The organism is Streptomyces sp. NPDC048172, from assembly GCF_043202595.1.
Classification (GTDB): Bacteria; Actinomycetota; Actinomycetes; order Streptomycetales; family Streptomycetaceae; genus Streptomyces.
Window position 1 is genome coordinate 627,066 of sequence record NZ_JBIDAT010000006.1, and the last position, 19,208, is coordinate 646,273.

Consider the following 19,208-nt stretch of genomic DNA (forward strand, 5'->3'; position numbering starts at 1 on the left):
ACAGTGGCGTGATCGCCATGGTTCAAAAGGATCCCGCCACGCGTCACTCGCCCCGGGTGAAGGTCCGCCGGTACTCGACCGGCGTGGTGCCGAGGATGCGCTGGAAGTGCAGGCGCAGGTTCGCGCCGGTGCCGAGCCCGACGTCGGCGGCGATCTGCTCGACGCCACGCTGCGAGCGTTCGAGCAGTTCGCGGGCGAGGTCGATACGGGCGCGCAGCACCCACTGCATCGGCGTGCAGCCGGTCTCCTCGACGAAGCGCCGGGAGAACGTGCGCGGCGAGACCTCGGCCTGCCGCGCCAGCGTGTCGAGGGTGAGGGGGTCGCCGAGCCGGTGCAGCGCCCACTCGCGGGTGGCGGCGAACCGCTCGCCGAGCGGCTCGGGGACGCTGCGCGGTACGTACTGGGCCTGGCCGCCACTGCGGTAGGGAGCGGCGACCAGGCGCCGGGCCGCGTGGTGGGACGCGGCCACCCCGAGGTCGCCGCGCAGGATGTGCAGGCACAGGTCGATGCCGGAGGCCGCGCCGGCCGAGGTGAGCACGCTGCCCTCGTCGACGAAGAGCACGTTCTCGTCGACCCGGACGCGCGGATACCGGGCCGCGAGTGCCCGCGTGTAGTGCCAGTGCGTCGTGGCGCGCCTGCCGTCGAGCAGGCCCGTGGCGGCGAGCGCGAAGGCGCCGGTCGAGATGGCGGCGAGCCGGGCGCCCCGGTCGTGGGCGGCGGTCAGTGCCTCGACGACGGCCCGCGGCGGCTCGTCGCGGTCCGGGAACCGGTAGCCGGGGACGAAGACGATGTCCGCCCACGCGAGCGCGTCGAGGCCGTGGGCGACGGCGTACGCGAGACCGTCGCCGCCGGTCACGGGGCCGGGGGCCGCTCCGCACACCCGTACCTCGTACGGCATGCTCGCGCGGGTCGTGAAGACCTGCGCGGGGATTCCGACGTCGAGCGGCTTCGCACCGTCGAGCACGAGGACGGCGACGCGATGCAGGCGGGAGGCTGGCACAGCACGAGGTTACGGTCCCGCCGACGTCCCCCGGACTCGCTCAGGCGGCCCGGCCCGGTTCACTCCTCGACGCTGATGGCCTGCGAGGGGCAGCCCTCCGCTGCGTACCGTACGTCGGCCGCCCGGTGCGCCGGTGGCCGGTCGGTCAGCAGGGTCACCGTCCCGTCCTCGTCACGCTGGTCGAACACGTCGTCCGCGGTCAGCACGCACTGCCCGGACCCGACGCACTTGTCCTGATCGATGGTCACCTTCACGGCCGCTCTCTCCCTGCTCACCAGGTCACGGGCAGTTCGGTGACGCCGCCGGTGAGGGTGGTACGGGCCTCGAACTCGTCGAGCTCCTTGGCGAGTCGCAGCCCGGGGAGGCGTCCGGCCAGGGTGGCGAACACGACGCGCAGTTCGGTGCGGGCCAGGCTCGCGCCGATGCAGAAGTGGGCGCCGCGGCCGAAGCCGAGATGGGTGCGTTCGGGGCGGTCGGGGCGGAAGGTCTCCGCGTCGGAGTAGACGGACGGGTCGCGGTTGGCGGAGTTGACCGACAGGATCACCGCGTCGCCCCGCCGGATCGTGACATCGGCGATCTCGACGTCGGTGTGGGCGTACCGCAGCAGCCCGAGGTCCCCGGGGGCGCCCAGGCGCATGATCTCCTCGACGGTGGCGTTGACACGGCCGTCCGGGTCGCCCGTCAGCGCATCCCACGGGCCGGGGCGGGTGAGCAGGAAGAGCACACCCAGGCCGATCCGGTTGACCGTGGTCTCGTGCCCGGCGAAGAGCAGGCCGACGCAGTGCCGGATCATCTCGTCGTAGTCGTACCCCGGATCGGCGCTCTGGGCGCGCACCAGGTCGGAGATGACGTCTTCGCCCGGCCGCCCGCGCTTGGACTCGGCGAGACCGGCCATGTAGGCGTGGAACTCCTCGCGGGCCCGGCGGGCGTCGTCACCGATGGCGAGATCGGCCATCCGCTGCGACAGTGCGCTGAAGTACGCGTCGTCGCTCGCGGGCACGCCCAGCAGCCGGCAGATGACCGCGACCGGCAGGGGAAAGGCCAGACCGGCGTGGAGATCGACCACGCCGTCGGGCGTGGACGTGTGCTCCACGGCCAGCTGGTCGAGGTAGCCGTCGACCAGGTGCTGGATGTGATCGGTGAGCGTCCGCATCCGCCTGGCCGCGAACGCCGGGGTCAGCAGTCTGCGCATCCGCGCGTGATCGGCTTGCTCGGTGGCGTAGTTGCCCGAGGGCCCTTCCGAGACCGCCGCGGTGGAGATGCGTGACGCCCGCTCCGGCTCGGGGTGCGACCGGCCGAGCCGTGCGTCACCGAGCAGGTCGCCGACCTCCTCGAACCGCGTGACCAGCCAGGCAGGATCGCCCGCCGGTGTGGTGACGGGGGTGACGGGAGCCTCCCGGCGCAGGACTTCGTAGAGGGGTGCGAGATCGAGCACGTTCGGCCTGGCGAACGGCAGTTGGGAATGCCCGGCGGCAACGCTCATGGCTCTCCTCCTGTGATCTTCGAGGCAGCTCGACCCTAACTTTATTGACAGTTGCCGCCAATAAAGATTTCGGCCAGTCGGCGGCTGCCGGCGGCGTGCTTAGATCCCCCGGAGAGAGAGGGGGGGCTTCATGAGCGACAGCAGCAGCGGCAGCGCCGCACCGCGCCGGGGACGGCCGCCGGTGAGCGAGGAGCAACGCCGACGGCAACGCCTCGTCATCTCCCGCCACGCGGTCCGGCTCTTCGCCGAACAGGGCGTGACCGCCACCTCCGGCGAGCAGATCGCCCGAACCGCAGGAGTCTCGGAACGCACCCTGTGGCGCTACTTCTCCAGCAAAGAGAGCTGCGTGGAACCGCTCCTCACGAAGATGATCGACGCCTTCCGGGCGGCCCTGCACACGTGGCCGCCCGATGCCGACCTGACCGAACATCTGCGCGCCGCCTACCAGCCCGTCCTCGGCTCGTCCTCCGGCGCGGACGTCGAGGCCGTGCTCTCGGTCGTACGGATGACCCATGGCGAGCCCGCACTGCGAGCCGTCTACCTGGTCCTCCGCGAACGCGCGGAGGACACCTTCGCCGAGGTCCTCGCCGCACGCACGGGCCAGCCCCCCGGCTCACTCGACATCCGCGTCCAGGCGTCCGCCATGAACGCCGCGTTCAAGGTGGCAACCGACGACCTCGCCCGCGCGACAGCCGCCCGAGGAGTCACCCCCACCGCCCTGCGCCAACACCGCGAACGCCTGGCCACATCGCTCAGCTTCGTCCAACTGTCCCCACAGTGACCGCACGAAGGCGACGGGAGTGACAGCGATGCCCCTACGGTCGAGGAGTCATGGCAGAGGATCGAACGGTGGATCTCCCGGTACGCGCGCGACGAGGCGCCGCTGCCGGGCCCGTGCACGCGGTCTGACCTGGAGTGGCTGTACGCACGGATCGGACTGCGGCTGCCCGTGCCGCTTCACCCTGCTCAGCGTCCAGGACATCGCCAGGAACCACGCCACCTGGGCCGAGCACTTCCCGGGGACCCTGCAGCGGACCGAGCAGCCGCCCGAGACCTTCCGGCCTTGAGGTGTCACCGGCCCCGCGAACCTCATTCGCGCCGCATGCCGAGGTGCTCGCGGAGCAGCCCGTCGAGCCGTCGCCACGCGGGGGACGAGGCGTTGACGGCGCTCTGGACGAGGGCCGGGACGGCGGAGGCCGCGTCCAGCTCGGGCGGGTCGTGGGGGCCGTAACGCTCGCGGGCCGCCTCGGCGATGCGGCGGGCGAGACCGTCGATACGAGGGTCGTCGGCGTCGAGGTCGTGCGCCCGGTCGTAGGCGAGGAAGAGCCGCCGCAGCGCGGGGTCGGCCAGGCTCGCGCGCTGGTCCTCGAAGAGCGTCGCCGCCTGGTCCGGGTGGGCGGCGAACACGAGAATCCACAGGTCGCGCTGGAGGTCCAGCCACCTAGGGGAGAAGCCCCATTGCCCCAGGTCCTCCACATGGGCGCCGACCTCGGCGGGCAGCGCGGACAGGTGCCCGGCGGCGAGCCGCCGCAGACGCTCCTGGGCTTCGCGCAGGGCGCGGATACGGTCGGTCAGCTCATCGTCGACCTCCCGCAACGCCTGCGGGAGCCGCTCGTCGGGCGCCGCTCTCAACTCACGGATACGGGCCAGCGGTACGCCCGCCTCGGCGAGCGTCCGGATCTTGATCAGGTCGATGGCGTCGCGCGCGCCGTAACGCCGGTAGCCCGAGGCGTCGCGGCCGGGCTCGGGAAGCAGCCCCTTGGCGTGGTAGACGCGCACGGTCTTCACCGAGACCCCGGCGTACCTGGCGAGCTGCCCGATGGTGATCACACGGTCATCGTGCCACTTGACCTTGCCCCTGGGGCAGGGTCGCACGATGGCGCCATGACGCACACGTACATCGATCGGGAAACCCTGCGCGAACTGGCCGACGAGGGCAACGAGACCGCGTTGGACCGCCTGGCCGACCTCGCCGACGCGGCCGACGACACGGGAGAGCTGAGCGAACTGCTGGACGAGGGCTCCCAGCGCGCCGGGCTCCTGCTCACCCGGCGCGCGACCGCACGGGGCGACGTACGCGAGCTCCAGCGGATCCGCGACGCCGGGTACGACGAGGCGGGGGACGAACTGGCCAGGTGGCTGGACCAGCGCCCCGATACGACAACTCCCCCTGCGGTGCGGCACGGTGGGGGCATGTTGGATCACATAGCCGTCCAGGTCCGCGACATCGCGGCCAGCGCCGCCTTCTACGACGCCGTGCTCGCCCCGCTGGGCGGCGAGCGCCAGAAGCGGTTCGGGGAGAACATCAGCTTCGGGACCACGGGCACCACGGGGCATCCCCTCTGGCTGGTCCCCGCGACCGACGAGGCGCCCGCGCGCGAACTGCACCTCGCCTTCACGGCGACCGACCGTGCCGCCGTGGACGCCTTCCACGCCGCGGCCCTCGCGGCGGGCGCCGAGAGCCTGCACGCGCCCGGCCTCCACCCCGAGTACCACGCGTCCTACTACGGGGCCTTCGTCCGCGACCCCGACGGCAACAACGTGGAGGCCGTCTGCCATCGGGTGGCGGATCCGGCCTGACAGTCGTCCCAGTCGCGGCCGGTCAGTCGTGCGGGACGACCGCGACCGGGCAGGGGGCGTGGTGGAGCAGGGCGTGGGCGACGGAGCCGACGGCGGAGCCGACCGGCAGGTGCCGACGGTGCCTGCCGACCGCGACCAGGGAAGCGTCCTGCGCGGCCTGCGCCAGACACGCACCGGCCCGGCCCGCCCACACCTGCTCGGCGACCTCCACGGCGGGGAACGCGTTCCGCCACGGGCGCAGCGCCGAGGCCAGTTCGCGGAAGCGGTCCCGTTCCATCTCGGGGCCGGTGCCGGGCTCCATGATGCCCGGGTCGTAGCCGTAGGTGAGCGGCAGCCGCCAGGCGTGCACCACGCGCAGCGGGACCGCACGGTGCGCCGCGCTCGTGAAGGCGAACTCGATCAGGTCGTCGCAGGGCCGCTCCAGATCGAGCCCGAGGACCACGTTCCCCCGCTCCGGGTCCTTCCAGCCCTCCCGTACGAGCACGACGGGGCCGCGGGCGTGGGCGAGGACGGAGAGCGCGACGGAGCCGACCATGAACCCGGTGAAGACGCCGAGGCCGTTGGAGCCGAGCACGGTCAGCGCCGCGTTCTCCGAGGTCTCCTCCAGCGCCTGCCGCGGCTCCTCGGGGCGCTCCTCGACGGTGACGTCCAGGCCGGGATGGCGGGCGGCGAGCCGGTCGCGGGTGGTGCGCAGCGCGGTGCGGGAGTGCTCCAGCGGCGCGAGCGTCTCCGGCAGCGGGGGCGTGTCCGGGGCCCCGCCCCGGAGGGCCTGGAGCGCCTCGTCCGCGAAGAGCAGCCGGAGCGGGCTCTTCCTGCGTACGGCCTCGTCGGCGGCCCATGCCGCCGCCGCGACGCTCTCCGGCGAGCCGTTGATTCCGGCGATCACAGGCTGACCCATGACGCCACCTCTCCTTCTTCCTCGTAGGTTCCCTGCCGTCGGCCCTCTGCGGCCTCAGCGGGCCACGCCGATGGGCACCAGGACGACCGGGCAGTGGGCGTGGTGGAGCAGTGCGTGGGTGACCGGGCCCAGTTGGAGGGAGAGCCGGTGGCGGGGGCGGTGAGCCGCGAGGACGACGACGTCCGCCGCGCGGCTGGCCTCCAGCAGTACGGGGGCGGGGTCCGCGCAGGTGTGGTCGGCCTCGACGGCGACGTCGGCGTACTCCTCGCGGAACGGGGAGACGGCGTCGCGCGCGACGTTCTCCGCCGACTTGCGGTACTCCTCCAGGTCCAGCGCGTCATGCTCCGAGGGCGGCACGCGCGCCCCCCGCGGGATCGGCGGGTACTGCCAGGCGTGCAGCACGCTCAGCCGCGCGCCCCGCCGCCCGGCCTCCTCGAACGCGAAGCGTACGGCCGGGGCGTCGGCGCCGGACTTCACGCCGAGCAGCACCGTGTTCCGGACCTCTGAGTCCCGCTCGTGCTCGTCCTCGTCGCCGCGCGCCACCAGCAGCGGCCCCTCGCAGTGCGCGGCGACGCGCAGGCCGACCGAGCCGAGGAGCAGCCCGGCGAAGCCGCCGTGCCCCCGTGGGCCGACCACGGTCAGCGCGGCGTCGCGGCTCGCGCGGATCAGCGTGGGCGCGGCGGCCTCCTCGGTCAGCGTCGCGGTGACCGGCGTCCCCGGGTGGTTCCGCCGTACGTGCGCGACGAGCGCGTCGAGCGCGGCCCGGGCGGCGTCGCGGTGGGCGGCGGAGGCGTCCACGGTGGGCCCGAGGTCCGGGGCGGGGAAGGCGTGGGGCGACCAGGGCCAGCCGCACAGCACGTCGAGCCCGGTGCCGCGCCGGGCGGCCTCGGCCGCCGCGCGGTCCACGGCGCGGGCGGCCGGTGCCGATCCGTCGTAGCCGACGACGACGTGGTCGCGGGTGTCGGTCATGCGCTTTCGCCTCGTTCCTCTTGGCGTCCGTCCGTGCCGTCCGTGTCGCCCCTCGTGTCCCGGGGCTCCTGGAGGATCGTCGCCCGCCCGGCCTCCAGACGGGCCACCGGCACGCGGAACGGGGAGCAGGAGACGTAGTCGAGCCCGGCCCTGTGGAAGAAGTGCACCGAGGCGGGGTCGCCGCCGTGCTCGCCGCAGACCCCCACGGTCAGGCCGGGGCGCGCGGCGCGGCCCCGCTCCAGCGCCGTGCGGACGAGCCGGCCGACGCCCTCGGGGTCGATCGTCTCGAAGGGCGAGGCCCGCAGGAGGCCCTGGTCGAGGTAGGCGGGCAGGACGTTCGTCTCCGCGTCGTCGCGGGAGAGCCCCCAGGTGGTCTGGGTGAGGTCGTTGGTGCCGAGGGAGAAGAAGTCCGCGTGCGCGGCGATGCGGTCGGCGGTCAGCGCGGCCCTCGGCAGCTCGATCATGGTGCCGACCGGGCAGTGCAGGCGGTGCCCGGTGGCCTCGGACACCTCCGCGAGCACGCGCTCGACGGCCTCGCGCACCACACGCAGCTCCGCCGCCTCCGCGACGAGGGGCACCATGATCTCGGGCCGCGGGTCGCCGCCCTCGTCCAGCCGCCGCGCCATGGCCTCGGCGAGCGCCCGGGTCTGCAGGGCGAACAGGCCGGGCACGACGAGGCCGAGCCGCACGCCGCGCAGCCCCAGCATCGGGTTCTGCTCGACGAGCCGGTCGAGGGCCTCGCTCAGCCGCAGGTCCCGGGGGTCGGGCGCGTTCCCTCCGGCCTGCGCGGCGGCGATCCGTACGGCGGTCTCCGTACGGCCGGGCAGGAACTCGTGGAGCGGCGGGTCGAGCAGCCGTACGGTGACGGGCAGCCCGTCCATGGCACGGAGGATGCCGGTGAAGTCGGCGCGCTGGAGCGGCAGCAGCGCGGCCAGGGCGCGGTGGCGTTCCTTCTCGTCCCGGGCCAGGACCATGTTCTCGATCAGCACGCGGCGTTCGCCGAGGAACATGTGCTCGGTGCGGCACAGGCCGATGCCCTGGGCGCCGAAGCGGCGGGCGCGGGCCGCGTCCTCGGGGGTGTCGGCGTTCGCCCGTACCTCCAGCCGCCGTATGCGGTCGGCGTGGGCCAGCGCCCGGCCGACCGGGACCGCCACGCCCGTGGGCCCGCCGCCCGACTCCAGGTGGCGGATGAGCGGGGACTCGGTCAGCGGGAGCGTGCCGAGGTGCACGGTGCCCTCGGTGCCGTCGACGGAGAGCGGGGTGCCCTCGCGCACCTGGGAGCCGTCGGGCAGGACGAACCGGCGGCGTACCGGGTCGACGGCGAGCGCGTCGGCGCCGCACACGCAGACCTTGCCCATGCCGCGCGCGACGACGGCGGCGTGGCTGGTCTTGCCCCCGTGGCTGGTGACCACGGCGTCGGCGGCGACCAGCCCCGGCAGGTCCTCGGCGGACGTCTCGCGGCGGACCAGCACGGTCCGCTCCCCCACCGCGCGCCGCCGCACCGCCTCGGCGGAGTCGAAGACGGCCACGCCCACGGCGGCGCCCGGCGAGGCGGCGATGCCGCGGGCCAGGGGGCGCGCGGTGCCCTCGACGGCGAAGCGGGGGAACATCAGCCGGGCCAGCTCGTCGCCGGTCACCCGGCGCAGCGCGTCGTGCGGGGTGATCCGGTGCTCGTCCGCCATGTCGTAGGCGATACGGAACGCGGCCTCGGCGGTGCGCTTGCCGACCCGCGTCTGGAGCATCCACAGCGTGCCGCGTTCGACGGTGAACTCCAGGTCGCACAGATCCTGGTAGCGGCACTCCAGCAGCCCCGCGCACTCGGTCAGACGCGCGTACGCCGCCGGGTCCAGGCGCTCCAGCTCGCTCAGCGGGAGGGCGTCACGCACGCCCGCGACGACGTCCTCGCCCTGCGCTTCGGGGAGGTACTCCCCGTAGAGGCCGGGCGCGCCGGTGACGGGGTCGCGGGTGAAGGCGACGCCGCTGCCGGAGTCGGGGCCGAGGTTGCCGAAGACCATGGCCTGGACGTTGACCGCGGTACCCAGGTCGTCGGGGATGTGGTGGTAGCGGCGGTAGACGCGGGCGCGTTCGCCGTTCCAGGAGGTGAAGACGGCACGGATCGCGCGCCGCAGCTGCTCGGCGGGGTCCTGCGGGAACTCCTCGCCCGTACCGGATCGGATGATCCGCCGGAAGTCGGCGGCGAGCGCGGCCAGTTCGTCCGCGCCGAGCCGGGCGTCGGGAGCGGCCCCCCGGTCCGCGCCCCGGCCCGCCCCCCGCTCCTCCTTCCGCCGCTCCAGCGCCTGCTCGAAGAGTTCCGGGTCGAGCCCCATGACCGTGCTGCCGAACATCTGGAGCAGCCGCCGGTAGGAGTCCCGGGCGAAGCGGGGGCGCCCGGTGAGCCGGGCCAGTCCGGGGACGCTCTCCTCGGTGAGCCCGATGTCGAGGACGGTCTCCAGCATGCCCGGCATGGAGTTCCGGGCCCCGGAGCGCACGGAGACCAGGAGCGGGTCGTCGGGCTGGCCCAGCCGGTGCCCCGTGGCGGACTCCAGCCGGGAGAGCGCGGCGGCGATCTCCTCGTCGAGCCCGGGAGGTTCGGCCCCGGTCTCCAGGAAGTGGCGGCACACGCCGGTGGTCACGGTGAAGCCGGGCGGTACGGGCAGGCCGAGCCTGGTCATCTCCGCCAGGTTGGCGCCCTTGCCGCCGAGCAGCTCCGCCATGTGCCGGTCGCCCTCGCCGAACGCGTACACGTATGCGGACATGGCCCGGTCCTCCCTCCCCGTCCGCCCCTCCCCCTCCTCCATGCTCGTGCCGGGGCGTGGCGGGACCACAGGGCCGAATGGGCCGAAGGGGAGGCGCACGAGGGCCGTTCGGCCCCGCCGGATAGCCGGTTCTGCCCTGTCCACCGGGGGTGTCCCGGCGCACTGTCGAAGAACGGAGGGGACGACGGGGAGAGGGGGCGGCGGCGATGCGACGGTGGACGTGGCGCTGGCGACGGAGCCCGCTGCGGCGGCCCTGGGACCGCAGGGACGCCTGGCTGGGCCTGCTCTCGGCGCTCGCCCTGCTCCTGGGAGCGCCCGCGGCGGGGGCGGTGGCCGGAAGCGTCGCGTACGAGAGCGCGGCGGCGGCGCGGCACGAGCAGGTGCGTACGTACCACGCGGTGACCGGAAAGCTCCTGGAGGACACCTCCGGCACGGCCACCCGCGCCATGACCGGCAACAAGCGCGTCCCGGCGCGGGCCAAGTGGCGCACGGACGAAGGCCGCTCCCGTACGGGGACCGTCTTCACCCGCGCCGGGCGGCACGAGGGGGACCGTGTCCGCGTCTGGCTCTCGGCGGAGGGACGCCCGGTGCCGCCTCCCGCGACGCGGCAGGAAGCACTCGACTCCGGCGTCGCCACGGGCCTCGCGGCCGGCGCCTTCACCGCGGTGCTCGTCGCGGGTGCCTGGTGGTGGCTGCGCGGGCGCCTCGACGACGCGCGGCTCGCCGCCTGGGAGCGGGAGTGGGACGTGGTCGGCCCCCGCTGGACCCACTACCGCGAGCACTGACCACGCGCCTTACGAGAGGCGAGAAGCGAGAAGCGAGAAGCGAGAGGGGAAGCACATGTCCGTCCACGTACTGGTCGCCTACGGCAGCAGGAACAACTCCACGGCGGAGATCGCCGAATGGATCGCCGAAGCGCTGCGCTCCACCGGGTGCGAGGCGGTGGCGAAGCCCGCCGCGTCCGTCCGCGCCCCCGGGGAGTACGACGCCGTGGTCCTCGGCGGCGCGCTGTACGCGGGCCGCTGGCACCGCGACGCCACGCGCTTCGCCCACCGCCACGCGCGCGCCCTGCGGGACAAGCCCGTCTGGCTCTTCAGCAGCGGCCCCCTCGACAGCAGCGCCGCCGAACGGGACATCCCCGCCACCCGGCAGGTGCGCCACGCCGCCCATCGCCTGAACGCCCGCGCCCACGCCACGTTCGGCGGCCGCCTGGCCGACGGCGCGCAGGGCTGGCTGGCCCGCCGCATCCTCGCCTCCGGCAAGGGCGGCGACTTCCGCGACCGGGACCACATCACCGCCTGGGCGACCGCTGTCGGCCGGGAACTGACGGGGGCGACGGTCACGAAGTGACCCCCGGGGGCCGTCCCCGCGATGGCCCGTCAGGGCCCCACCGTCCGGGACGTTCGCCGGAGGGGCGAGCCTGTTCGGCCCTTCGCACGGGAGAGGCGCGCGGCGAAGAGTGGAGGGCATGCGGCACAGCGCCGCAGCCGCCGTACCGGAGGAGGAACCGGCCATGCGTACCGTCGCTCTCGACGCGGCCACCCTGGAAAAGCTGATCTCCGCAGCGGTGGCGGCACCCTCGATCCACAACACCCAGCCCTGGCACTACCGCCTCGACCCCGACACGCTCACCCTCGCCGTGCGCGCCGCCTCCGAACGGACGCTGCCGTGCGCCGACCCGGCGGGCCGGGCGCTCCACGTGTCGATCGGCGCCGCCGTGCTCAACCTGCGGGTGGCCGTCGCCCGCCACGGGTGGCGCCCGGTCGTCCGGATGCTCCCCGACCCCGCCGACCCGGCGCTCCTGGCGACCGTACGGCTGGCCGACGCGGCGCGGAGCGCGGGGCCGCACCGCAAGGAGCTGTACGAGGCGCTGTGGCGGCGCCGGAGCAGCCGGTTCCCCTTCACCGGGCACCCCGTGCCCGAGCCGGTGCGGGCCGAGTTGGCGGAGGCCGCGCACACCGAGGGCGCCACGCTCCGCTTCCCCGCGCCGGACGAGGTGGCGAGGCTGCTGGCGCTGACCGCCAAGGGCGAGCGCCGGGACGCCGCCGACGCCGCGCGCCGCGCCGAGACCCGCGACTGGGTCAGCGGCCCCGGGGGCGGCGGACTGGGACTCGCCGCGGGCACGCTGGGGCCGCAGGACGCGCGGGGCCGCGTGCCCGTACGGGACTTCACCGGTGCCCGGCGCACGGGCATGCTGCCCAGCCGCCTCTTCGAGCCGCGTCCCCTCCTCGCCGTGCTGTCCACGCCGCACGACCGCCGCGTCGACTGGCTCCGCGCGGGCCAGGCTCTCGAACACGTGCTGCTCCTCGCGACGGTCCACCGCGTACGCGCCTCGCTCTTGCACCAGGCGCTCGAATGGCCCGATCTGCGCGGGGCCCTGGGCGGCGCCGAACGGCCCGCGCGCCACGTCCAGATGCTCGTACGGCTCGGCTACGGGCCGCCGGGCCCGGCGGGCGCGCGACTGCCGGTGCAGGCGGTGCTCGACACGGCGCGCACCGGCAGCCGCGCGCCGCATTCGTACACCGTTCCCGCTGGTCAGCAGCGCGGGTGAACGCGGGCGTGCGGCGGTACGGCGTCGGGTAGTGCTGCTCCGCGTCCGTACCGCCGATGGAGAGGAACCCCGGCCCATGAAGAAACCCTCGCGCACCTCGCTCGCGCTCTGCACCGCCGCGACGCTCCTCGGGAGCGGGCTCGCCCTCGCGGCGGGCCCGGCCACGGCGGCGCCCGCCGCTCCCGCCGCGCCCTCCGCGCCCGGCGGTGCCGCCGCGTCGAAGGCGGCCGTGATGGGCACCGCGCCCGCGTGCGTCCGCCGGGACGTCATCAAGCACGAGAAGAAGGTGACCGTGGGGAACGACTGCGGCCGGGCCATGCACCTCAAGGTCGTCATCGACCGCGGCCCCGACTCACGCTGTCTGACCTACCAGCACGGCCAGGCGTGGACCTGGCACTGGCGCCTCGGCTCGTACGGCAAGGTGGTCACCTGCTGACCCCCGCCCCCACCCCGGGGTGAAGCGGGGCTCGGGAGCAGGAGCAGCGGCGAGGGCCGGGGCGGAAGGCCCCGGCCCTCCTCGCATGCCCGGGGGCGCTCAGCGCAGGGCGGCCAGCACCGCGTCCGTCGAGGAGCACCACATGCGGCGGACCTCCGCGAAGCCCGCCCCGTCCAGCGCCTCCAGGTGCCAGGCGGTGGTGACGGGGCGGCCCTCGCGGATCCTGCCGTCGCCGCCGGGCTTGGGCACGCGGGGGTCGTCGAACAGCTCGAAGCGGCTCCGCGCGGGAGCGGCGAGCACCGGGTCGTCGGCGACCTCCGTCCACCAGGCGCGCCAGTCCTGCGCGCCGTCGGCCAGTTCGCGTTCCTTGCGGGCGGCGTGGAAGGAGTCCAGCGCGGCGTTGAGGCGGGGCGCCTCGTCGTCGCGCATGTGGTCGGCGTTGAGGAAGACGCCGCCGTCGCGCAGGACTCCGGCGATCTGGCCGTAGACGGTCCGCAGCGCGTCGGCGGAGAGCCAGTGCAGCGCCGTGGCCGTGACCACCGCGTCGTACGGGCGGCGCGGGAGAGCGACGGGCCAGTCGGGGTCGGTCAGGTCCGCGGTGACGAACTCGGCCCGCTCGTCGCCCTCGAACGTGCCGCGCGCGATGGACAGCAGCACCGGGTCCAGGTCGAGCGCGGTGCTGCGGGCGCCGGGCAGCCGTTCCAGCAGCCGTCCGGTGATGCTGCCGGTGCCGCAGGCCAGGTCCAGGACGACGGGTTCGGGTCCGGCCACGGCCTCGACGACGTCGAGCATCACCCGGAACCGTTCCTCGCGGTCGGGCATGTACCACTCCTGCTGGCGGTCCCAGCTCCGCTGCCAGGCCTGCCAGTCGCGCTGTACGGACGTCTCGGTCACGTCGTTCCTCTCCTCGCTGTGTCGGTGGTCGTCACGTGTTCGCCGCGGCCGCCCCGTTCGCCCCGTTCGCCCCGTTCGCCGCCCAGGTGTTCCGCTTCGAGCAGGCGCCGGGTCGCGTCCGCGCCCGGGCGGGCCAGCACCTCGGCGCACTCCCCCGTGTCGACGGCCCGGCCGCCGTCGAGCACGAGGATCCGGTCCGCGACCCGGCGCAGCAGCCGCAGGTCGTGGCCGATCCACACGACGGCCGTGCCCTGTTCGCGGCGCATCCGGCCGAGCCGGGCCAGGATGCGTTCGGCCACCTCCGCGTCGAGCGCGCTCGTGACCTCGTCGCACACCAGCACGTCCGGCTCCGCCAGCGCCGCACGCGCGAAGGCGGCGCGCTGCAGCTCCCCGCCGGAGAGCCCGCCCGGGAGGCGTGCCGCGGTCGTCTCCCGCACCCCCAGCTCGTCCAGCAGCTCCACCGCCCGCTCCCGCGCCCGTACGGCCGTGAGTCCGCGCAGCCGCACGGCCGTACGGGCGACCTGGTCGAGGACCGGGCGGCGGGGGTCGAACGAGCCGTGGACCTCCTGCCACACGTACTGCACCCGCCGCTTCTGCGCCTCGTCGCGGCGCCGCAGCACCGGCAGGGGCTCGCCGTCGAGGAGGACGTCGCCGTGGCGGCGCTCGTGGAGCCCCGCCAGGCAGCGCGCGAGGGTGGTCTTGCCGCTGCCCGAACGGCCCGCCACGCCGAGGCACTCGCCGGGGAGCAGGCGGAGCGAGACCTCGTGCAGCACGTCGTCGCGGCCGCGCCGCCGCAGCCACGCGGTGAGCCCGCGCGCCTCGAACAGCGGCGTACGGGAAGGGCTTACGCCCTCGGCCCGGTCCGGCTCCGTGGGCCGGGGCGCGGGCAGGGGCGCGGGCAGGGGCGGCAGTACGGCGTCGGGCGTGCCCCGCGCCGTGACGCGTCCGCCCTCCAGGAGCACCGCCTCCTCGGCGAGCGCGCGCACCATCGCGTGGTCGTGGCTGAGCAGCAGGATCGCCGGGCCGGCACCGGCGGCGGCGAGCCGGGCCAGTTCGCGGGTCAGGGCCGCCTTCGTCACGGTGTCCAGGCCCGTGCCCGGCTCGTCGAGGACGATCGCGCGGGGTCCGCAGGCGAGCACCTGGGCGAGCGCGACGCGCTGCTGCTGCCCGCCGGAGAACTGGTGCGGGAAGCGCCGCAGCGTCGCCCGGTCGCCGGGCAGCTGGGCCTGCTCCATGGCCTCCCGCGCGCGGACGCGTACGGCCGTCCGCCGACGCTCGTCCGTGGACGGGGCGTGCAGCGCGGCGAGTTCCGTGAGGACCGGGCCCGTACGGCGCGCGGGGTTGAGCGCGCTGCCCGGGTGCTGCGGCAGATAGGCGACGGTGCCGCCGCGTACGCGTGCGGCCCCGGCCCGCACCCCGTCGGCGCCGACGACCTCCGTGCCGTCCACGCGTACGCGCCCCGACAGCCGCACGCCCTCTCCGGCCTCGCCCAGCAGCGCGAGCGCCATGGTCGTCTTGCCGCTGCCGGAGGGGCCGACGAGCGCGGTGACGCTGCCGGGCAGCAGGGCGAGGTCGACGCCGTCCACGAGCACCGCGCCGTCGGCGGTACGGGCGGTGAGGCCCTGGGCCTCGATCAGCGGGCCGGACGTCATGCCGTGACCTCCTTGCGGCGCCGCGCACGGGGCTCGCCGTACGTCAGGAACCGGTCGGCGAGCAGGTTCAGCCCGACCGTGAACATCACGAGCATCGCGGCGGGCGCGCACACCGACCACGGCTGGACGAGCAGCGCCTCCCGGCTCGCGGCGATCGTGACGCCCCAGTCGGGCGAGGTCGGCTGGAGGCCCAGGCCGAGGAAGTTCGCGGCGGCGACGGTGAACACGGCGGTCGTGACGCGGGTGCCGACGTCGGCGGCGACGACGGGCAGCACCGAGCCGCCGACGTACCCGAGCTGGATGCGCGGCCACGACTCGCCCTGGAGCCGCATGGCCTCCGCCACGGGGCTGCTCGCGGCGCGGAGCGCGGCGGCCCGTACGAGGCGCGCGGCGGCGGGTACGTTCACGAGCGCGACGGCGGCGGTGATGGCCAGCGCCTGCCCCTGGCGGCCGACGCCGACGACGCTGATCACGAGCAGCGAGGGGATGGGCAGGATCACCTCGACGGGCCGCATCAGCAGCTCGTCCAGCCAGCGGTGGCGGCTGACGGCGGCGGCGAGGCCGAGCGCGCCGCCGATCAGATAGGCGACGGCGACCGCGCCCACCGCCGAGCCGAGCGCGCTGGGCCCGCCGCGCAGCAGCAGGGCGAGCACGTCCCGGCCCAGGCCGTCGGTGCCGAGGGGGTGGCGCCCGTCCAGCGCGTAGGGCGCGCCGGGCCCCGACTCCTCGGCCCACGGCGCGAGGAGCGGCCCGAGGACCGCGACGGAGACGGGCACGGCGAAGAGCACGGCCGCGAGGACCGTGGTCACGGCGCCTGCGGCCCGCCTGCCCTTCCGCGCGGCGGTCATCTGAGCACCTCCGCCTTCGGGGAGAGCCGGTGCGAGACGAGGTCGGCCGCGAGGTTCAGGAAGAGCGCCACGGCGGCCAGCAGCAGCGTCAGCGCCTGGACGGTGGGGATGTCGCGGCTCTGCACCGCGTCGATGAGGGCCGTCGCGGTGCCGGGCACGGCGAAGACGGCCTCGACGACGAGGACGCCGCCGAGCAGCGTGTCGCCCGTACGCGCCAGTTGCTGCACACCCGGCACCGCCGCGTTGGGCAGCACGTGACGGAGGACGAGGCGGGTGCGGCCCACACCCAGGCGCCGGGCCTGGACGGCGTACCCGGAGCGCAGCGCCCCCAGGGTCCCGGCCCGTACCTGCCGGGCGAGCTGGCACACGGTGCGGGCGAGCAGCACGACGACGGGCAGGACGAGCAGTCCGGGGCGTGCGAAGAGGTCGCCGGTGGTGGCGCCGATCCAGGTGGACGGCAGCCAGCCCAGCTTCAGCGCGAACACGGCGACGAGCGCGAGGGACAGCACGAAGTCGGGGATCGAGTCGAGCGCGAGGGTGACGGCGGTGACCGTACGGTCGAAGCGCCCGCCGGGGCGGCATCCGGCCAGCAGCCCGAGGGCGAGGGCCAGCGGTACGGCGAGGAGGACGGTGACCCCGGCGAGCACGGCGGTGGCGCCGACGGACTCCGCGACGATCCGGGTGACGGGCTGGCCGCCGGTGAACGAGGTGCCCAGGTCGCCGGTGAGCAGACCGCCGGACCAGTCGAGGAACCGTTCGGCCAGCGGCTTGTCGAGCCCCATCTCGGCGCGCAGCCGGGCGATCTGCTCGGTCCCGGTCTTCTCGTTGAAGAGCACGTCCGCCGCGTCGCCCGGCAGCAGGGACGTCAGCAGGAAGACGAGGACGGAGAGCAGCGCGAGCTGGCCCGCGGCCAGCCAGATCCTGCGCAGCGCGTGGCGTGCCATTCAGTCCACCCACACGGAGTCGAACCGCGCCCAGTCGACGGTGTTGGGCGCTGCGGGCTTCACGCCGTGCACGGAGGTGGAGACGGCGTTGAGCCAGTCGGGGTGGCTCCACAGCACGAGCCCGCCCTCGTCCCGCACGGTCCGCTGGAGCGCGTCGTAGGCGCGGGTGCGGCGCTCCTCGTCCTTGACGCCCTCGGCCCGGGTGAACTCCTTGTCGAAGGCCGGGCGCTGCCAGGCGCTGGCGTTCTGCGGGGAGCCGTCGAGGAGGCGCTGGGAGACGTAGGTGGGTATGGGCATGGCCCCGCAGCGGTGGTTGCCGATGTCGCCCGTCTTGAGCTGGTCGGTGAAGTAGGTCTCGGGCGGGCCGGAGACGACCTTGACGCCGATGCCCGCCTCGTCGGCCATGTCGGCGAAGAGCTGGGCCGCGTTGACGAAGCCGTCGGCGGCGGTGGAGGTGTAGAAGGTGAGCCGCCTCCTGTGCAGTCCGCTGCGCCGGGCGAGGCGGCGGGCCTCGGCGACGTCGCGCTCGCGCTGCGGCAGGCCCTCGGGGTAGTAGCGGTAGCCCTTGCCGTACAGGTCGTTGCCGATCCGTCCCCGGTTGCCGTCCACGACCTCGACGAGGCGGCGGCGGTCCACGAGCAGCTTGACGGCGAGGGTGGCGTCGGGGTCGTCGAAGGGCGGCCGGTCGGTCTTGAGGGCGAAGCCGTTGACGCCGCTCAGCGGGGTCGCGACCAGCTTCACCCGGGAGTTGCCCTCGACGAGGCGGGCGAAGGTGGGGCTCATCTCGTGCGCGTAGTCGACCTCGCCCGCCTGTACGGCGCTGCCGCGCGCCTCGGTCTCCGCCGAGAGGACGCGCAGCTCGTCCAGGTACGGATCGCCGCCCCAGTGGTCGTCGAAGCGGTGCGCGGTGAAGGAGCGTCCGGCGCGGAAGGAGCCGAACCGGAAGGGTCCGGTGCCCACCGGCTTCTCCGGGTTCCGGTAGCCGCTGCGGACGATGACGACGCCGGTGCCCGCGAGCAGCGAGGGGAACTCGGCGCTGGGCCTCTTCAGCCGCAGCTCGACGGTGTCCTTGCCGAGCGCGCGGCTGCGGTCCAGGTCGAGGGAGGAGAGCGAGTTGGCGCCGAGGTGGTCGGCGGCCTTGGGGTCGAGGATGCGCCGGAGGCTGTAGAGGACGTCCTCGGCCTCCAGCCGGTGCCCGTCGTGGAAGACCGCGTCGCGCAGCCGGAATCTCCATACCGTGGAGTCCGCGTCGGACTCCCAGCTCTTCGCGAGCCGGGGCACGGGGCGCAGGGTGGGCCCCAGCTCGACGAGCTTGTCGAAGACCGCCTTGTGGCGGGCGATGTCCACGAACTGCCGCTGCTTGTGCGGGTCGAGCGTCTCCTTGGCGCCCGCTCCCGGGAACGCCGCGCGCAGCACCCCGCCGCGCCTCGGACGCCCCGTGTTGTCCTGTGTGTCGCCCTCGCACGCCGCGAGCAGCGTGGCCGCGCCGCCGCCCGCCGCCAGTCCGAGGACCTGCCGCCGCGTACGTTCCGCAGCCACGGCTCCTCCCGCCCACTCCCTTGTTGCACATCATGTGCAAGTACCAAGCGAGATCATTCCACCAGCTCGCCGGACAGGGCAAGACACCCCGACTACCGTGCCTCCTGGACATCCGGCGCCGGTTTGACCACCTCGCATACCCCTGTGAAAGGGTGCAAAGTGGCCGATAGAACCGAGCGAAAGGGGAGAGTCATGTCTTCCAAGCGCCGCCGCAAGAAGAAGGCTCGCCGCAAGAACGGCGCGAACCACGGCAGCCGCCCCCAGTCCTGACCACAGGAGCGGGACAGCGGCCGGGGCCGGGATCGGCGGAATCCTCCGCCGGGCCCGGCCCCGCGCTCATGTCCGCGCTCATGTCCGCGGGATCGCCTCCAGCCGGTCGATGTTGTCCTCGCCCCACTGACCGAGGGGCGCGAGAGCGTCGACGAGCGAACGGCCGAACTCCGTCAGCGAGTACTCCACCCTCGGCGGCACCTCCGGATGCGCCTCGCGGTGCACCAGACCACTGGCCTCCAGCTCCCGCAGGTGCAGGATCAGCATCCGCTCACTGATGCCCTCCACCGCCCGCCGCAACTCCCCGAAGCGGAGCGGCCCTTCACCGAGCCAGAAGAGGATCAACCCCTTCCACTTCCCTCCCATGACGTCGATTGCGGCGTCCATA

Annotated in this window: 20 protein-coding genes; 7 read left to right on the forward strand and 13 right to left on the reverse strand. The window is 74.6% G+C overall.

What is annotated here, in order from left to right; genetic code table 11:
- Positions 1–43: 43 nt before the first annotated feature.
- Genes ACGF3A_RS28590 through ACGF3A_RS28600 form a run of 3 tightly spaced genes read right to left on the reverse strand, consistent with a single transcriptional unit; the run spans position 44 to position 2,483 of the window.
- Positions 44–1,000: a GlxA family transcriptional regulator gene (locus ACGF3A_RS28590; protein ID WP_393733221.1), complete on the reverse strand. Its 957-nt coding sequence runs from the start codon at positions 998–1,000 to the stop codon at positions 44–46.
- Positions 1,001–1,059: 59 nt separating this feature from the next.
- Positions 1,060–1,254 carry a ferredoxin gene (locus tag ACGF3A_RS28595; RefSeq protein WP_393733400.1) on the reverse strand — a complete coding sequence of 65 codons (195 nt, stop codon included), beginning with the start codon at positions 1,252–1,254 and terminating at the stop codon, positions 1,060–1,062.
- 17 nt (positions 1,255–1,271) lie between these two features.
- The gene (locus ACGF3A_RS28600) at positions 1,272–2,483 is read right to left on the reverse strand and encodes a cytochrome P450 (protein ID WP_393733222.1); all 1,212 of its coding nucleotides are present in this window, start codon (positions 2,481–2,483) and stop codon (positions 1,272–1,274) included.
- 130 nt (positions 2,484–2,613) lie between these two features.
- Between ACGF3A_RS28600 and ACGF3A_RS28605 the strand changes: the two genes are divergently transcribed.
- Entirely contained in the window at positions 2,614–3,264 is a 651-nt protein-coding gene (locus ACGF3A_RS28605; protein ID WP_393733223.1) for a TetR/AcrR family transcriptional regulator, read from the forward strand.
- Positions 3,265–3,572: 308 nt separating this feature from the next.
- On the opposite strand, the gene ACGF3A_RS28610 is transcribed toward ACGF3A_RS28605, so the two are convergent.
- Complete coding sequence (locus tag ACGF3A_RS28610) at positions 3,573–4,313, reverse strand: MerR family transcriptional regulator (protein WP_393733224.1); 741 nt, start codon at positions 4,311–4,313, stop codon at positions 3,573–3,575.
- Between the two features lie 54 nt (positions 4,314–4,367).
- Between ACGF3A_RS28610 and ACGF3A_RS28615 the strand changes: the two genes are divergently transcribed.
- Positions 4,368–5,063, forward strand: a complete 696-nt coding sequence (locus ACGF3A_RS28615; protein WP_393733225.1) for a VOC family protein — start codon at positions 4,368–4,370, stop codon at positions 5,061–5,063.
- Positions 5,064–5,085: 22 nt separating this feature from the next.
- Here the strand turns inward: ACGF3A_RS28615 and ACGF3A_RS28620 are convergent, their stop codons facing one another.
- From ACGF3A_RS28620 to ppdK, 3 genes are read right to left on the reverse strand one after another with little or no spacing between them, the layout of a single operon-like run.
- Positions 5,086–5,961, reverse strand: coding sequence for a universal stress protein (locus ACGF3A_RS28620; RefSeq protein WP_393733226.1), 876 nt, complete (start codon positions 5,959–5,961; stop codon positions 5,086–5,088).
- A gap of 54 nt (positions 5,962–6,015) precedes the next feature.
- On the reverse strand, positions 6,016–6,930 hold the full coding sequence (locus tag ACGF3A_RS28625; RefSeq protein ID WP_393733227.1) for a universal stress protein: 915 nt from the start codon (positions 6,928–6,930) through the stop codon (positions 6,016–6,018).
- Positions 6,927–9,686, reverse strand: coding sequence for a pyruvate, phosphate dikinase (gene ppdK, locus ACGF3A_RS28630; RefSeq protein WP_393733228.1), 2,760 nt, complete (start codon positions 9,684–9,686; stop codon positions 6,927–6,929). The genes ACGF3A_RS28625 and ppdK overlap by 4 nt, the downstream gene beginning before the upstream one ends.
- A gap of 206 nt (positions 9,687–9,892) precedes the next feature.
- Here ppdK and ACGF3A_RS28635 point away from each other — a divergent pair, with 206 nt between their 5' ends.
- The 4 genes from ACGF3A_RS28635 to ACGF3A_RS28650 all read left to right on the forward strand — a co-directional run bounded on the left by ACGF3A_RS28635 (position 9,893) and on the right by ACGF3A_RS28650 (position 12,673).
- Complete coding sequence (locus ACGF3A_RS28635; protein ID WP_393733229.1) at positions 9,893–10,471, forward strand: hypothetical protein; 579 nt, start codon at positions 9,893–9,895, stop codon at positions 10,469–10,471.
- A gap of 55 nt (positions 10,472–10,526) precedes the next feature.
- A complete protein-coding gene (locus tag ACGF3A_RS28640; RefSeq protein WP_393733230.1) occupies positions 10,527–11,036 on the forward strand; it encodes a flavodoxin domain-containing protein in 510 nt (169 codons plus the stop codon).
- Positions 11,037–11,199: 163 nt separating this feature from the next.
- Positions 11,200–12,237 (forward strand): Acg family FMN-binding oxidoreductase, encoded by a 1,038-nt coding sequence (locus ACGF3A_RS28645; RefSeq protein WP_393733231.1) that lies wholly within the window; start codon positions 11,200–11,202, stop codon positions 12,235–12,237.
- Positions 12,238–12,313: 76 nt separating this feature from the next.
- Positions 12,314–12,673 (forward strand): hypothetical protein, encoded by a 360-nt coding sequence (locus ACGF3A_RS28650; protein ID WP_393733232.1) that lies wholly within the window; start codon positions 12,314–12,316, stop codon positions 12,671–12,673.
- A 99-nt stretch (positions 12,674–12,772) separates the two neighbouring features.
- Here the strand turns inward: ACGF3A_RS28650 and ACGF3A_RS28655 are convergent, their stop codons facing one another.
- From ACGF3A_RS28655 to ACGF3A_RS28675, 5 genes are read right to left on the reverse strand one after another with little or no spacing between them, the layout of a single operon-like run.
- Positions 12,773–13,567, reverse strand: coding sequence for a class I SAM-dependent methyltransferase (locus ACGF3A_RS28655; protein WP_393733233.1), 795 nt, complete (start codon positions 13,565–13,567; stop codon positions 12,773–12,775).
- Entirely contained in the window at positions 13,564–15,219 is a 1,656-nt protein-coding gene (locus ACGF3A_RS28660; protein WP_393733234.1) for an ABC transporter ATP-binding protein, read from the reverse strand. Before ACGF3A_RS28660 ends, ACGF3A_RS28655 begins: the two co-directional genes overlap by 4 nt.
- Positions 15,216–16,067 carry an ABC transporter permease gene (locus ACGF3A_RS28665; protein WP_393733235.1) on the reverse strand — a complete coding sequence of 284 codons (852 nt, stop codon included), beginning with the start codon at positions 16,065–16,067 and terminating at the stop codon, positions 15,216–15,218. Before ACGF3A_RS28665 ends, ACGF3A_RS28660 begins: the two co-directional genes overlap by 4 nt.
- Positions 16,064–17,011 carry an ABC transporter permease gene (locus ACGF3A_RS28670; RefSeq protein ID WP_393733236.1) on the reverse strand — a complete coding sequence of 316 codons (948 nt, stop codon included), beginning with the start codon at positions 17,009–17,011 and terminating at the stop codon, positions 16,064–16,066. Before ACGF3A_RS28670 ends, ACGF3A_RS28665 begins: the two co-directional genes overlap by 4 nt.
- Positions 17,012–18,550 (reverse strand): ABC transporter substrate-binding protein, encoded by a 1,539-nt coding sequence (locus tag ACGF3A_RS28675; protein WP_393733237.1) that lies wholly within the window; start codon positions 18,548–18,550, stop codon positions 17,012–17,014.
- 192 nt (positions 18,551–18,742) lie between these two features.
- On the opposite strand from ACGF3A_RS28675, the gene ACGF3A_RS28680 reads away from it, so the two are divergent.
- The gene (locus tag ACGF3A_RS28680; RefSeq protein WP_370443954.1) at positions 18,743–18,820 is read left to right on the forward strand and encodes a 50S ribosomal protein bL37; all 78 of its coding nucleotides are present in this window, start codon (positions 18,743–18,745) and stop codon (positions 18,818–18,820) included.
- A 78-nt stretch (positions 18,821–18,898) separates the two neighbouring features.
- Here the strand turns inward: ACGF3A_RS28680 and ACGF3A_RS28685 are convergent, their stop codons facing one another.
- Entirely contained in the window at positions 18,899–19,207 is a 309-nt protein-coding gene (locus tag ACGF3A_RS28685) for a winged helix-turn-helix transcriptional regulator (protein WP_393733238.1), read from the reverse strand.
- Between the last annotated feature and the right edge of the window lies 1 nt (position 19,208).